Below are 13553 nucleotides of genomic sequence, written 5' to 3'. Positions count from 1 at the left end.
CGTATCTCGGGGTAGTCCTTCGCCTACCGGGGCAATGCCTAGCCGCGCTCGAAGGGAGCGCTTACTTTACCCTGCGATACAGCGCGGTGGTCGTCATCGAGGCATGACCCATGCGGTCCTGCAGGATTTCAACGGGTAACGGAGGGCCCCCCCAACCCCGGAGCGCATGCGCGCCATGGGTATGACGAAGCCAGTGCGCACTGGCCATGCGGAGTTCGCGGGCCGCGTCGGGTCCCAGCGCCTGGGCCGTTCGCGCGAAGAAGGTCTTCACGGCCTGGTGTAAGCCGGAGGTCGACCAAGGCAACGGCGGAGCCCCCGCAGATGGGAATCGGGAGAGCAAATGGACGCGCCGGTTGCTCTCCGCGTCCACCCGGGGTTCATGACCCTGGCGGCCGAGCTCCGCCTCTAATTCCTCGATCAGGTCCGCTGGCACAGGCACGCGACGGCGGCGCCCTCCCCGCCCTAGGACCGCCCACGACCAAGTGCCTGCATCCGGCTTCCCGCCCGGCGCGATGCGCTCAAGGTCCCCACATGTGGCTGCCGCCAATTCCATTTTTCGCGCGCCGGTCGCATAGAGCCAGCGTATCGCCCGTCGCAGCCGGCGTGCGGGCTCGCCAGCGCCGTCGGCCTCCAAGCGAGACTCCACCAGCGTCCACTGCGCGTCGTTCAGGCTGCGCGCGGTGTCGACGCAAGGACCCGCCGGGGGTATGACCTGGTCGGCGAACGGGTTGGCGGTGACGTAGTCGTGCGTCACCAGGAAGGCGAACAGGCTGCGCACGATAGTGAGGGCTTGGCGCAACGTCCCGGCATTGAGGGGGCCCTCGAGGGGCCGCCAGAGCGGCGACCACCGGGGATGGTGACGCGGCCCGCACCAGCTGGCCGGTGGCGCGCGCAGGAACGCTGCGTAGGCGGCAGCATCCGCCGGTCCGAGCGACGACAGGGCCCGTTGCCGCTCAAGCACTGCCCAGAGCAGCAGACGCTCAGCCTCCTTGCGGTAGGCGCGCTGAGTCGCGGTCAGGATCGTAGCGACCTCGCCGCCCTTACCACCCCGTTTCGGCACGCTGGTTCGGGCACCCCCTCCCTTGGCCTTGTCGGCCAGCCAGAGGGTGATGGCCGAGCGATCATCCGCCGCTTGAATGCTTCCCGAATCCGGCTGCCCCCGAAAACATCCCGCCCTCCCATCGAGGTGGCCCGGCACGATGAACTTTTCGAACGGCAGCAGCGCGGTGGCGGGCGACACCACGCCTGCCAAGTCCTCCGGCCTCAGCTGCATCCGCGGCACGGCGGCATGGCGGCCCACCCGCAGGCCACCGAGGACCGACTCATTGGTGCGCAGCCATTCCAGCACTCGCCGCGCCTTGGCCTCGCCAATGCCCGGGACCGCAGTCCACCAGCGCGCACCAACGCCGTTGATTCGCGCGACCAGTTCGAACAAGGTGGGAAGGCCGGCCTGTTCCAGACGGGTGGCCATCGCGGGATTGAGCCACGCCGCTACAGGGTCGCCAGGGCGCGGGTCCCGTGCAACCAGTCCTTCGAGCCAGTGCAGCGCTTCGAGCTGACGTTCGATGATTCGGGCCCTGCGGGACTGGCCGACGGCGCCCGCACCACCGGTCCTTCCACCTCGGCCTGGCACCGAAGGATAGGCCTGCGCATATGCCTCGATCTGCTCATCCTCCGAAAAGTCGGCCAGGCCCTGCGCCTCGGCGAATTCGGCCAGGCTCGGACGCGCCTCCTCGGCCGCGGGGAAATGAACGGGATCCAGCAGGATGAGCCGAGCCACGCCAGGTCGCTGCTCGCGGCGAGCCGCGGCGGCAAAGGCGTCGCGGATCCAGGCGACGGTGCGTCGAACCGTCCGCGCATCGCTGTGCTCTCCTTCCAACCTCAGGTATCGCTCCCAACTGGTGCGCTCGTCAAGACCCTGCGCCAAAGCGCGCATGAACGCAAAGTGCCCGCTGTGCAGCCGGCGCGGCGATGACTCCTTCATCCCTTCGCCTGGTTGTCCCAGAATTTCCACCATGGACGGGCAGCGCGCGGCACCTCGGGCAAAGCTTGACGCTCAGTCTCACGGACCCGGCGACGCTGCTCCACCTCCAGCGCGTGGGCGATGCCAAATGCAGATCGATCGCCCTGCGCCGCGCGGCTGCGCCAGACCGTGGCCTGGTGGGCCAGCGCTTCATCATCTAGTGCACTGACCTGCGCAGAGAGGGGGTTCGGGGCCATGACGGAGCGATTAGAACGCGGACACTTCAACATCGGATCTGCGATTTTAGTAATCATCCATGCCATTTTGCCATGCACAGGCCGCGGTTTTTTCATCTCCCCTTCTTAAGTGATTGTCAGGATTGGACTTTTTTCAGAAGTCCCAGTCAAGCTTCAAGCTCACTTAGGCCACCTTTGCCGACCTTCTGGCCAACGACAATTCAATAGGAAGTTTCTGCTTACTTCTTTCAATTGGGCTGCCACGAACTACCGGCAAGGCCCACAGCTATCGCGCGTTCCATCTGGGTCAGGACACCCTTCTATCCGATCCCCGTGCCGCGTCGCGGTCAAAGCCTTGTGAACTCACGAATGACTGATGCCCAGTAGCCCCGCGAGTCCACTGGTGTTGGAAAGGCGACGCCTCGCGGTTCCATCACGTTCATGTGAGCGTGCGCCGCAGGTCTGTTCGCTCGACCCGTTGGCGACGAACACCGGCCGCCATGGCGTCCCTCTGAGGCACATAAGCACTTGATGCGAAGCGGCGCAGGCGGCTAGATTTTCGGATTATGTTAGTTGTCGCTAACTTCAGGGACCCTTGCGAGCGACAAATCCTTCAATCAGTTTGGTCAGGCGGCGACGCTGGGACTCGTCCATTGGGTGGTCGAAAGCCACCGTCGCCCTCCCCTTTCGGTCGAAAGACAGAGTAGCCACGCGCTCGCCCTGCTCGTCCTTCCATTCGGATGGCGTCAAGGCGGCGCGAGCCGCTTTCCGCGCTCCGGTGAGCGCCGCGAAGACCTCGGCCGGTTTGGGCCTGGGCTGCCGCGCCGACACCTCCCGCGCCGACTGCAGCAGCCGTTCCGGATCGCGTTGGTGCGCATCCCTTAGGAAACTCGCCCATCGGAACTGCAGGTTCAAAGGTGATCCGAACGCGCTGACCACCTCCCCTGGCAGCCTCGCGAGCGCCATGGCCTTGCCAATGTTGCTCGGATCGCCGTCGATGGCTGCGGCCATTTGTTTGGCCGAGGGGAAGAGGCCTTGCTCCAAGGCGCGTAGGTACATGACGCCCTGCTCCCAGGCGGACAGGTCCTCGCGGCCCCGGTTCTCCCGCTCCATTTCCACGAACAGCTGCGTGTCGTTGAGGCCGGGTTCGATCATGGCAAGAACTGGCAAGCCGAGCTCGAGACACGCACGATGACGGCGATGTCCAAACACAACCTCAAACTGCGGATCCTGAGCCCCAGGGGTCGCAATTGGCCGTACCTTGATTGGCTGGACGTTTCCGCCAGCGCCCCCAATCTCTTCCTTCAACTGACGGAATCCCGCGGTCTCGAAATGCGCCGGATCACGATTGGCCCAGTTTGAGGGACGGATCGTCCTGGGATCGAGATGGCGCGTCACCTTTGCGCCCTCAAAGGTGGCAAGGCGCTCGCGAAGCGCTATCGCTTCCTTGTGCACATCAGACTGGCTCGCCATGAATGCCAGTAGGGAGCCGGGCGCAGTTTTCGGTGTTCCGGGCGGCTTGACGGCGGCCGGGCCCACCGGCGGCGCCACCCAAGCCGACGCTGGCTGGACCGGCGAGCGGCCGGCTCGATCGGCATGACCACCTGGCGCAACGGGAGTGCCCTCGCCCGCCACTAGTTCTGAGTCGACAACGGCGCTCGACTTCGGAGGCGCAGCGTTGTTCGCCCCGGCGGCGGTGGGATCTGGCGAGGTGGACGAGGGCGCGGGTGGTAGGTTCGCAGTCACGCTGAACGCACGCTTAATCAGGTTCTTGTTGGCCATTGCTTTCCTCTCAGACTGTCTTTGTCATGAATTCGGTTTGCGAAGTGAGGGCGGCGACGGATCCCGTGGGGGTGGTACGGTACCACCCGGCTGCTATCGAGCGCCCGAAACGATGCAGGAATGGTTTTCTCAGTCCTCAAAACGCGCCGTTCCCTGGAAAACTGGTTCGGGGTGGTACCGTACCACCCCTGCTTTCTAGACCGCCAACGCGCCCGCCGATCCGGGGCACATTTGCGCATTCGGCAACGATTCCCCAGAGCGCTCCCGAGAAGTATGCGCCAGGATGGTACGGTACCACCCCCCAGACCGGGCATGCCACCGACGCTCACGACGCGAGCGTGTTGGGTAGGGTGGTACCGTACCACCCCCCGGCGGGCACGGCCAACTGCCGAGCCCATGCATTGCGTACGGAAACTTCGATGTGCTGCACAAAGAGGTCATAGGCGTCGCGCGCCCGCTTGTACGTCTTGTCCTTCGCGTCACCCGGCTCGCTGTCGTAGACGGTTCCGAATCCGGACGACTTCTGTGACGCAATGGAGGTGCGCGGAATCTCGAGGGGGAGCACCTTCTCTTTATATGTGGCTGCGATCCATTCCCTCACCGCATCCGCCGTTGTCGACGCGCCGCGCCCCGCCTTCGGCGGAACGCGTGACAGCAGAATATTGATGAAATCGAAGTTCTTGGTCTGGCCCCGGCCCTCCAGCATCGTCTCGGTCAAATCTGAGAAAAGTGACCAAAACTGCGTAGAGGACGCGAAGTCCAGCGTCTCGGGCGGCAAGGGCATGATGATGCCGTTCGCGGCCATCAACGCGTTGATCGTCAGATAGGAGAGGGCAGGGGGGCTGTCGATGATGATGACGTCGTAGTCGGCGCGCACGTCGTCAATGCCCAGGTCCAGCACCTTATAGAACTGAAAGCCCGACACGCCTTCCTTTCCCTGACGCGACGGCAGCATGAACTCGGCGTCGAACAACGAGCTCGCGGCAGGGACCAGATCGAGCCCGTCCCAGTAAGTGGAGCGGATCATGGGCCGTACTGAGGTCTGAGAACCGTCAGCGAGCGACATGATGGTGTCCTGGCCCGCGATCTCGACATCTGGCAGGATGCCGAAGAGTGTGGTCAGCGAGGCCTGGGGATCGGTGTCGATCACCAACACCCGGTGGCCGAGCAGCGTGAGGCCTTGTGCCAGTGTCATGGCCGTCGTGGTCTTGGTCGTCCCCCCTTTGAAGTTCGCGATCGAGATGGTGATTGCCTCTGCCCCCTCGGGCCTGAGCATGTCCTTGCGGTAGTCCCGCACCCACTCGCGCGTCTCCCCCAGGGTGAAGACCCGCTTGCGGCCGTTAGACACCAAGGTCCCAGACGGCATATCCTTGCGACTGGTCACACGGTGCGCGAACGACCCACGCGACGTGGCCTCGCAAAGCGTAGCGACCTGGTCGGCGCTGAAGACCGGTGCTGCCTTGCGCACCATCGGTGCCAGCATCGCGGACCGGATGCTGGACAGCATAGCCGCGGCGTCGGCAGCCTGTTGGTGAACCCCAGCCAAGGTAATGAGCGGTCGAATTTCCATCGGTGAACCAGTTAGTGATCGATGCGCTGATTGTGCGTGTTGGACGTGTTTTGCGCAAACAATCCAAGTTTCGTCCAAACTTTCCTCTTGATTTCCTGAAAAGTCTCCATCAGCCCTTCCCGCGGGTTTTTAAGAGGTCCAATCCCTTCAACCCCTTTAATACTTTGCGCAACAAAAGTCATTTAGAATCAACAAGTTATAGAGGTATTTGGAGCTTTTTCAGTGGACTCCGGAGTGTTTACAGTGGACTGCTGAGTGGATTCAGTAACGGGTGGAGGTTTTCCGGTTCCGGGCCGGAGTGGACACGGTGAGCGCCTCAAGGTTGCCTAAAGCGGTGCCCGTGGCGGTCAGAGATCACCGAAAAGCCGCCGACGTGGAGCTTTTCCGGTGACCCCGAAGGCTATTAGGTGGCGGGCGCATACCTGCTGAATGGAGCTTTTACAGTCGATGTCGGCGTCGCCAGTCTGCGCACCTCACGTGAATCGCCAGTTCACATGAACTGGGCTACGATCGACCCATGGCTTCCGCAGAAAATCGAGACTCCTCCGCCTCCGGGCGAGGTGCGCCGTTGCTCAAGCCCGTCTTCTCGCTGGCGCTCGTTCCCCAGAACAGCAAGATCACCGCACTCGGGCGGCGGACCTGGAATGTGCTGCTGCACATTGCCCAGAATCAGGGGTTGGAACACGAGACCTTCAGGGCGGCGCTGACCGACATCGTCAAGGGTCTCGACTACAACAGCGGCGACATGAAGATCATCAAGACGCATCTGCGGTCGATGATCACCACGCTGGTCGAGTGGCAGTCGCCCACGGCCGGTGAGTGGCAGACCTGGGATGTCTGCGGCATGCTCTCTCATGCCCGTCTGACCAAGGAGCGTGGGCAAATCTGGGTCGAATGGTCGTACGCAGTGAACATGCGCAATGAGCTCCTTGATCCCGAGATTTTCGCAAAGCTGTCGCTCGAGGTCATCTCGCAACTGGGCTCGCACCCCGCCGTCGCGCTGTACGAGATCTGCTCGCGCTACCTCGGCGTGGGCCAGACTGCCCGCAAGCCCTGGACCTGGTGGCGCCCCGTGCTGCTAGGACGGCCCGACGACGAACGACTCCAGCGGCTTGAATACCGCATCTTCAAGCGCGACACGCTCAAGCCCGCGCTAGCGGAGATCAACGCGGTGGCCGACATCGAGATCGAGATGCTCGAGTTCAAGGCGGGGCGCTTCGTTTCCGACTTGCAGTTCACAGTGCGGAAGAAGCCGCAGCGCGTGCTCTCGCTGCAACAGCGCTCGGCGACCGAGCCTGTCGATGTCGCACTGCTCGCCGGGGCGGAACGCCTGGGGATCGACGCCGCGCGCATCGAGCGCCTGATCGACGAGTTCGGCGAGGCCGCGGTGGCGACCGCGCTCGAAGCGGTGGAGAAGCGCGCCGCGAGCGCCTTCCCCGAACCCCTTCGCGATCCGCTGCGGTACCTGAAGAGCGTGCTGCCGGGCCATCTCGCAGCCCAAGAAGAGGCACTGGAGAAAGCGGCTCCAGTGAAGGAAGCCGAGATCGCGCCTATTGCTCCGAGTGACCGCCTGGTGCAATGGGAGAAAAAATGGCTTTCCGCGCGCATCGAAGCACTCGTCGCCGAGGTCGCAGCCCTGCCGCCAGACCAGCAGGCGGAGCTCGTGCTGGGACTTCAAGAGGACTTGCGCCTTCGCAAGGCCCACCCCGCGGTCATACAGCGGCTGGCAGGCAAAGGGTGGACCCATCCCATGGTCCGCCATGAAATGGTGAGCTACTACGCCCAAGGAGCCTACGGCCCCGACTGGAACAAGCCCACCGACAAGCAGTTGCTCGAAGTAGCTGCCTCTCCGACGTAGGGGTCGATGGCGGGCAAGGCGGCCCGCGAGGCCTGTGCGCCCACGCACACCCATGGCAGCAGGTCGTCACTCCACGGGTCGGCACGAGACGGGGTTGCCCGCCGCCAGCTCAGAGCCGCAATCGCGACTCGGCGAGCCGCTAGAAGCTCAAATTGAGAGATCAGGATCGCGGCGTTTTGGCTGCGGTGACCAGTGCGGCATTCATCGATCATCGCCAGCCGCGTGCTCATCCCGCTGATGATCCGACAAGGTCCTGCGGCCATAGGATCGGACGGGGGAAACGTCTGCCATTCATTGAATGGCCGCAACGGCATGGCGACTCAACGTCTCGTCCAATTTTCCCCGGCCGAAGAGGTGCGCGCCGCCTGGTCGTCGTGCAGGCTCTTGGCGGCGCGGTGCGCGACATAGGCCACGTACAGGTCCTCGACCTGCTGCGCCCATTGCTCGATCTGCGAAGCACGCGTCGATGCCACCTCTTTTGACGTGCGAAGCACCTCCTGCTCGGCCTCGTGCACCCGTTCCGCGGTGATCGTGCCAGTTCGCGGAAACGGCGGGACGGAAACTCCGGCGCGCAGAAGAATCGCCTCTTTCTGGTCTGTCGTCAGCATGGCCTCCTCCTGCAAGGACCATTCCACATCCGAGCACCGCGCCCATTCTGTTGCGTGCCGGTCGCGAGTCTGAATCTCACGATGACTCTCTCTCGTCCCTTGCTGTCATTGGACGTGTGCTGGGTGCGCGAGGGAGCGGGGATTTCCCGCATGTGTGCTGTGACTTCCGTGTGCCTAGTGGAGCCGACGATGCGATGCGGGCGAAAAATGTACGCGTCGGTCCGACAACGCGGACCTGTCTTTCGTCCGCGCGGAACTGCTCGCATCGCGGGGTCCTCAGCCGCGAGGCCCCCGCACGGGCATCATCTCGGCGTCAGTCGTCGGGCGCTCTGAAGGTGGCCTTGCGCCACCGGGAGCATGCGGGCTGCAAGCTCCCTCAGCTCAACATCCTGCGCGCTCATCTGCGTCCTTTTCAGAAGTTGCTCTGCGACTACATGGTGTGCGATCGCGGCTCGGACAAACACTTGATCGAAACCTTTCGATTCGACACCCGCCAGCTCCGGCCATGGGCTGTCCCTCTCAGCCTTCGCGTCCGCGGGAAACTTGAAGTTGCGCGCGACCGCAAGTTTTTTGATTTCGATCCCGGCCTTGGTGTGATCCGCAATCATGGCGTCCGCGAGCTCCTTGAGTTCCGTGTTCCCGGATTTCTCGAGTGCGAGTGTTCCCGATGCAATCTCTGCACGATTGGCTGCATCTATGGCCACGAGCAGGTCGGCATCGGCCTTGTCCAAGCGATCGGGTGTCGCGCTGGCTGGCGCAACAGCCCAAAACGACAAGGCAATAGCAGCCGATGCAAGCAGTGCACCGATCATGGAACGAAAAGCCATCGCGATCTCCGAGGATGTCGACGAACCTTGGCATGCTCGCTTTCCTAGCGCTGTCGGTGAAGTGCGCAAGTTGATGACGTCGTCGCTGCCCTAGTCGGCTCGCAGTGCGTAGACCACGCGTGGCGCGGGCTGCAGCGATCGTTGAGATCCTCACACACACGATATCGAGTGTGAGCAACATCAACCATGCTCGCAGCGGCGCGATGCGCTTGCGATGTCAATGGATGTTAAACGGCGCGATTCGCACCTGGCGGCTTTCGCTTCTGAGGCTCTGCCAGTTCCCGCGCGGTCCAAGCCATCCAAACCTCATAGTCGACCAACAGCGGCCGGCGAAGCGAGATCGAGGCGTTCGCCGTTCTCCTCCCTTTCTTGGCGGGGCGAACGGGCGCCGCCGACGCAACGGTCGCCAAGGCGAGCTGTACCGACCGTCGGGTCTTCATGCGGGGACTGTGGGTTGCGCGTACGGCGCCAGGTAGCGTTGTTCCAGGTCGACAGTGGCGTGGCGACCGAGCTGGCTGCGATTCTCCTCGAGCCACACTTCGCACGCAGCCCGGCCCGTGCGGCGCAGCGACTCGAAGAGCGTCGGTCCAACCGTGCGTTTGATCGAGGGCTCGATCTCGCTCGCACTTCCCGCGTCCGGCAGGCTCAGCACATGCAGCCGAATGTCGGCTTCGGCCACCGAGCGATTGAGCGTCTCCAGCGCACGAACTTCGGAGATGAGCCCGTTGATCGATGCGATCTCGTTGATCCGGTTCAGGATGTTCTTTGCCGTGGTCGGCGTTTCGGGGCGGTGCAATGGTGTGAGCTCAACCATCATGATGTCGGTGTCGAGGTCCCCACGGTACAAGGGCCAGAGCATCGGGTTGCCTGCGTAACTGCCGTCCCAGTAGGACTCGCCCTCGATCTGCACGGCCTGAAACATCAACGGGGCGCAGGCTGACGCGAGGATCGCGTCGGCTGAAATGTCCTGCGGTCCGAAAACCCGCGACAGCCCGGAGTGGACATTCACCGCATTGACGAACAGTGGGTGGGGGGAGGGCGTGCGCAATGCCTCGATGTCCACGACCGCGTCGAGGACGTGGCGCAGGGGCGCGAGCGCCACTGGGTTGGTCTGGTAAGGAGACAACAGCGGCAGGGCGTCGTCCCAGACGCCCATGCCGGGCTTGCGCAGCGGCAGCAGCATGAACGTCATGGGTGCGCCGACCTCGGCGACCTTGTGCCACAGCCGCTCAAGGTTGTCCTTGGCGGCCTGGCGGCCACCGGTGACCAACCCTGACACCAGCGCGGCGCCGTTTAGCGCGCCGGCGCTGGTGCCGCTCACGCGGCCGATTTGGATGTCAGGCTGGTCGAGCAGGGCATCGAGCACACCCCAGGTGAATGCGCCGTGTGCGCCGCCGCCTTGAAGTGCGAGGTTGAGGACCTTGGAGCCCGTGCGGGTTGATTCGGACATAGGAGTTAACAGAGGATTGGTAAGAAAGAGGCGCAACGGCGACAGCGGTGCCGTGACAGTCAGTGCATTTGTAGCCTTGCCGCAACGCGGGCCCCTAGGCCGGGAGGCTGACGTGCTGTAGGTTGGACGGCGTACGTCGCCGATGTCCCGGTTCAGAAGATTCGCGCGGCCTCCATTGGCCGCCGCCTGAAGGAAGCGTCCGGCCACATCCGCTTGCTAGCACCCAGCCTGCGTGGATTCCCCCGTCAAGGGTCAATTTCCTGACCCATCCCCAGCCCCATCCTTCTACCTCGGACCCGTCCACCTGGCCGAGGCGGGTCCTGGCAACCGCATCTCTAAGGGACGTCAGGAGCCGGACGGGGTGACGCGATCTCTACGAACTCACCACTGACGTCGGCATCGACGTCACGTCGTTGTACTTGGCGCTTGGCTCACTTGCCGAACAGCTTGGCGACGTGCTGCCATGAACGAAGCATGAGGCCCGCGCGCTCCACGTCGGCTTGCGCGACCAATGGGGCTTCTCCCACCGGCTTGCCGCCCGAAGTCGCGACGACCTTGCCAATCACAGCGCCCTTGCTCACCGGGGCTTCAAGCGCCGGCTTGATTTGCACCGAGGTCTGCACCTGCTGGCCACGCGGTACGGTGACCGTCCATGGCGACCCCAGAACTGCAGAAACCGTGTCGGACTTGCCGAAGTCCACCTTGGCCGCGGCCACCGTTGTGTTTGGCTGAATAGGCGTGGCCTTTTCAAAGTTGCCGTAGCCCCACCCAAGCAAGGCGCGCGTCTGGTCGGCCCGCGCCTGCGCGCTATCCGTGTTGAGGATGACCGTGATGAGGCGCATCCCGCTTCGCGTCGACGAAGTGACAAGGCAGTAGCCCGCTTCCTGGGTGTGGCCGGTCTTCAGCCCGTCGACTGTGGGATCGGTGTATAGCAGGGCGTTCCGGTTTCCCTGCTTGATGCCGTTGTACTTGAATTCGCGCTCCGCGTAGATCGGATAGAACTCAGAGCTATCGCGGATGATGGCGCGCGCCAGGATTGCAAGGTCGCGCGCCGACGACCGGTGCCCCGGGTCGGGCAGACCCGTTGCATTCACGAAACGGGTCTGCGTCATCCCCAGGCGCTGCGCTTCCGCGTTCATGAGCTTCGCAAAGTTCTCCTCGGAGCCGGCCATGTGTTCGGCGATCGCCTTGGACGCGTCGTTGCCCGACTGGACGATGATGCCGCGCAGGATGTCGATCACTGTCGCCTGGCTGTTGAGTGGCAGGTACATACACGACTCGGAGCCCGACCCCCGGCACCAGGCATTCTGGCTGACCGCAACAAGGTCGTCCTTCCTGAGCTTGCCCGATCGCAATGCCTGCTCCACAAGGAAGCTTGTCATCATTTTGGTGAGTGACGCCGGCGGCAGCGGCTCATCAGGCTTTTCAGAGGCGAGCACCTGGCCGGATTCGAAATCCATCAGCAACCACGCTTTGGCGGGTAGCACCGGCAGCCCACCGCTTGCCATCTGTGCCGCTGCAGGCGTCGCAGACTTCGCACGCGTTGCTCCAGCCGCCGGCTTCTTGATGACAGCCGGCTTGGTGGGGTGGTTCGGAGATGCGAGAGCCGCGGAGTACGGCACGAAGGTGGCCGTGGTGGTCGCGAGGAACAAAGAGAGAACAGTAGAGAGTGCGGTTTGCTTGATGGACGGCATATCGGATGCGTTGCGGCGTGGGTCTCAGTTTCAACTTCCTACGAATCCAATATGCCCCCAAAGTTCATACCGAAGGGTTTCTTTTTTCCGGAGTGGTGCGCGATCGGGCGTGCCCATCTTCTGCCTTGCGGCCGCAGCGTTGGCTCGCCAAAATGCTGGCCATTCGGCTCGAGGCTTGCAGTTCACTTCCACCGCCCTCCATCGGCGCTCAACCATCTCTTCAGCATGACGGCACCCGCCATCTCGGTGAGAGCAGCTTGCCCGGTGGACGCACCTTCTGCGGCTGCGTGCGTCCATGCAGCCTTCGAGCGATATATCGAGCGGATTGGCCGAATGCCGGCGCCAATGCTGCTGGACTACCCGGCACTCATTGCCGAGCAGAAGGTCTGGGTTGCGGAGCAGGGTTCCGATGTGGTGGGCGTCCTGGTCCAGTACGAGACCGACGACGGGTTCTACATCGACACGGTCGCGGCGCTACCGCGCATGCACGGCAGGGGCGTGGGCCGCGCATTGCTAACGTTCGCGGAGACAACGGCTCGGGCACGCGGCCACGACGCGCTATACCTTTGCACCAATTCCAAGATGACCGAGAACCAGGTCCTCTATCCACGCATCGGTTACGTCGAGTATGACCGTCGCCCCCAAGGTGGCTACGACCGGGTGTTTTACCGGAAGCACCTGTGACTGTCGTGCTCAACACACCAAATCCTCGCGGAGCTTCGACTCCGCCTTGAATAGGCGAAAGTGGCCGAGGGGGAGAGTCCATGACCACGACGGCCTCCGAGCCGGTTCCATGCGTTGCATGCGAGAATAATGAGGCGTAAAATCTACTCATGACTCTCGCATCCTCGTTCTTCCAGAGATTCCCGCCACGCCGCAGCATGTCAGACCGCCTCGCGGGCGGGGGTGGCGCCGGCGTCCCGGATCTGGACGTGGAAACCATCGCCACCATGTTGGACAGCGTGCGTGTCGCGACCAGTCTCATCATGGATGAAGCAGCGCGCGTCGCCCAGAGTCCCAAGGACCGCAAAGTCAGTTCCGGCGTGTTGGCGCAGGTGCGCTTGGCGATCAACAAGGTCGAGCAGGCGTCTCTTCAGGAGCTGGCCGATTCCTATGAGCCGCGCCGACGCGCGGTCAGCCGTACCGACCTCGAGATGCGGGCGCTGGCTGCGATCATGAACGGCACGGACTGGCTTTCGGCGGCCGAGATCGGCCGCGAGCTCGATCCGAATGCGGCAAACCCGCATGCGACCGCGAGCCGCTGGCTGCAGAACAAGCAGGTGTTTGCCATCGATCACCGCGGCAAGAAGATGTTTCCTGCCTATGTGTTTGGCGAATCCTGGAAGCCGGTGCCGGAGATCAAGAAGGTGCTCGCCGTCCTCGAGGGTTACTCACCGCTTCGGCTCGCTTCCTGGTTCGAATCGACGAATGCGGCCTTGCAGGGGCGGCGGCCGCGCGAGGTGGTGAAGGGTGATCCGAAGGCTGTGATCAGGGCCGCGGAACGGCAGGTCGTGGGCGCTGTGCATGGCTAGCCGCCCGGCATTGCCTCTCCCTCCGCCAGCCCA

11 protein-coding genes are annotated in these 13553 nt (G+C 63.5%); 3 read left to right on the top strand and 8 right to left on the bottom strand.

Going from position 1 to position 13553, the window contains the following annotated elements; all coding sequences use genetic code 11:
- Positions 1–61: 61 nt before the first annotated feature.
- From QTH87_RS25700 to QTH87_RS25685, 4 genes are all read right to left on the bottom strand, one after another.
- Positions 62–1984, bottom strand: a complete 1923-nt coding sequence (locus QTH87_RS25700) for a site-specific integrase (protein ID WP_286613221.1) — start codon at positions 1982–1984, stop codon at positions 62–64.
- On the bottom strand, positions 1981–2316 hold the full coding sequence (locus QTH87_RS25695; protein ID WP_286613220.1) for a hypothetical protein: 336 nt from the start codon (positions 2314–2316) through the stop codon (positions 1981–1983). Before QTH87_RS25695 ends, QTH87_RS25700 begins: the two co-directional genes overlap by 4 nt.
- Before the next feature lie 468 nt (positions 2317–2784).
- A complete protein-coding gene (locus QTH87_RS25690) occupies positions 2785–3981 on the bottom strand; it encodes a ParB/RepB/Spo0J family partition protein (RefSeq protein WP_286613219.1) in 1197 nt (398 codons plus the stop codon).
- A 325-nt stretch (positions 3982–4306) separates the two neighbouring features.
- Positions 4307–5551: an AAA family ATPase gene (locus QTH87_RS25685; protein ID WP_286613218.1), complete on the bottom strand. Its 1245-nt coding sequence runs from the start codon at positions 5549–5551 to the stop codon at positions 4307–4309.
- Positions 5552–6068: 517 nt separating this feature from the next.
- Here QTH87_RS25685 and QTH87_RS25680 point away from each other — a divergent pair.
- Positions 6069–7409 carry a replication initiation protein gene (locus tag QTH87_RS25680; protein ID WP_286613217.1) on the top strand — a complete coding sequence of 447 codons (1341 nt, stop codon included), beginning with the start codon at positions 6069–6071 and terminating at the stop codon, positions 7407–7409.
- A gap of 320 nt (positions 7410–7729) precedes the next feature.
- Here QTH87_RS25680 and QTH87_RS25675 read toward each other — a convergent pair whose 3' ends face one another.
- From QTH87_RS25675 to QTH87_RS25660, 4 genes are all read right to left on the bottom strand, one after another.
- Complete coding sequence (locus QTH87_RS25675) at positions 7730–8017, bottom strand: hypothetical protein (RefSeq protein WP_286613216.1); 288 nt, start codon at positions 8015–8017, stop codon at positions 7730–7732.
- A 302-nt stretch (positions 8018–8319) separates the two neighbouring features.
- Complete coding sequence (locus QTH87_RS25670) at positions 8320–8844, bottom strand: DUF4142 domain-containing protein (RefSeq protein WP_286613215.1); 525 nt, start codon at positions 8842–8844, stop codon at positions 8320–8322.
- A gap of 436 nt (positions 8845–9280) precedes the next feature.
- Positions 9281–10294, bottom strand: coding sequence for a patatin-like phospholipase family protein (locus tag QTH87_RS25665; protein ID WP_286613214.1), 1014 nt, complete (start codon positions 10292–10294; stop codon positions 9281–9283).
- Positions 10295–10725: 431 nt separating this feature from the next.
- The gene (locus QTH87_RS25660) at positions 10726–11988 is read right to left on the bottom strand and encodes a D-alanyl-D-alanine carboxypeptidase family protein (RefSeq protein ID WP_286613213.1); all 1263 of its coding nucleotides are present in this window, start codon (positions 11986–11988) and stop codon (positions 10726–10728) included.
- Between the two features lie 345 nt (positions 11989–12333).
- Between QTH87_RS25660 and QTH87_RS25655 the strand changes: the two genes are divergently transcribed.
- Together QTH87_RS25655 and QTH87_RS25650 are read left to right on the top strand one after the other, a co-directional pair.
- The gene (locus QTH87_RS25655; protein ID WP_286613211.1) at positions 12334–12672 is read left to right on the top strand and encodes a GNAT family N-acetyltransferase; all 339 of its coding nucleotides are present in this window, start codon (positions 12334–12336) and stop codon (positions 12670–12672) included.
- 149 nt (positions 12673–12821) lie between these two features.
- A complete protein-coding gene (locus QTH87_RS25650; RefSeq protein ID WP_286613210.1) occupies positions 12822–13520 on the top strand; it encodes a hypothetical protein in 699 nt (232 codons plus the stop codon).
- Positions 13521–13553 lie beyond the last annotated feature (33 nt).

The organism is Variovorax jilinensis, from assembly GCF_030316885.1.
GTDB classification, from domain to species: Bacteria; Pseudomonadota; Gammaproteobacteria; order Burkholderiales; family Burkholderiaceae_C; genus Variovorax; species Variovorax jilinensis.
Note: the sequence above shows the minus strand (reverse complement) of the source record. Positions and strands in the feature narration are given on the sequence as shown.

Bases quoted from the DNA above. Each gene is read 5' to 3' on its own strand.
- QTH87_RS25700 (WP_286613221.1), bottom strand. From the start codon at position 1,984: ATGAAGGAGTCATCGCCGCGCCGGCTGCACAGCGGGCACTTTGCGTTC.
- QTH87_RS25695 (WP_286613220.1), bottom strand. From the start codon at position 2,316: ATGAAAAAACCGCGGCCTGTGCATGGCAAAATGGCATGGATGATTACT.
- QTH87_RS25690 (WP_286613219.1), bottom strand. From the start codon at position 3,981: ATGGCCAACAAGAACCTGATTAAGCGTGCGTTCAGCGTGACTGCGAAC.
- QTH87_RS25685 (WP_286613218.1), bottom strand. From the start codon at position 5,551: ATGGAAATTCGACCGCTCATTACCTTGGCTGGGGTTCACCAACAGGCT.
- QTH87_RS25680 (WP_286613217.1), top strand. From the start codon at position 6,069: ATGGCTTCCGCAGAAAATCGAGACTCCTCCGCCTCCGGGCGAGGTGCG.
- QTH87_RS25675 (WP_286613216.1), bottom strand. From the start codon at position 8,017: ATGCTGACGACAGACCAGAAAGAGGCGATTCTTCTGCGCGCCGGAGTT.
- QTH87_RS25670 (WP_286613215.1), bottom strand. From the start codon at position 8,844: ATGGCTTTTCGTTCCATGATCGGTGCACTGCTTGCATCGGCTGCTATT.
- QTH87_RS25665 (WP_286613214.1), bottom strand. From the start codon at position 10,294: ATGTCCGAATCAACCCGCACGGGCTCCAAGGTCCTCAACCTCGCACTT.
- QTH87_RS25660 (WP_286613213.1), bottom strand. From the start codon at position 11,988: ATGCCGTCCATCAAGCAAACCGCACTCTCTACTGTTCTCTCTTTGTTC.
- QTH87_RS25655 (WP_286613211.1), top strand. From the start codon at position 12,334: ATGCTGCTGGACTACCCGGCACTCATTGCCGAGCAGAAGGTCTGGGTT.
- QTH87_RS25650 (WP_286613210.1), top strand. From the start codon at position 12,822: ATGACTCTCGCATCCTCGTTCTTCCAGAGATTCCCGCCACGCCGCAGC.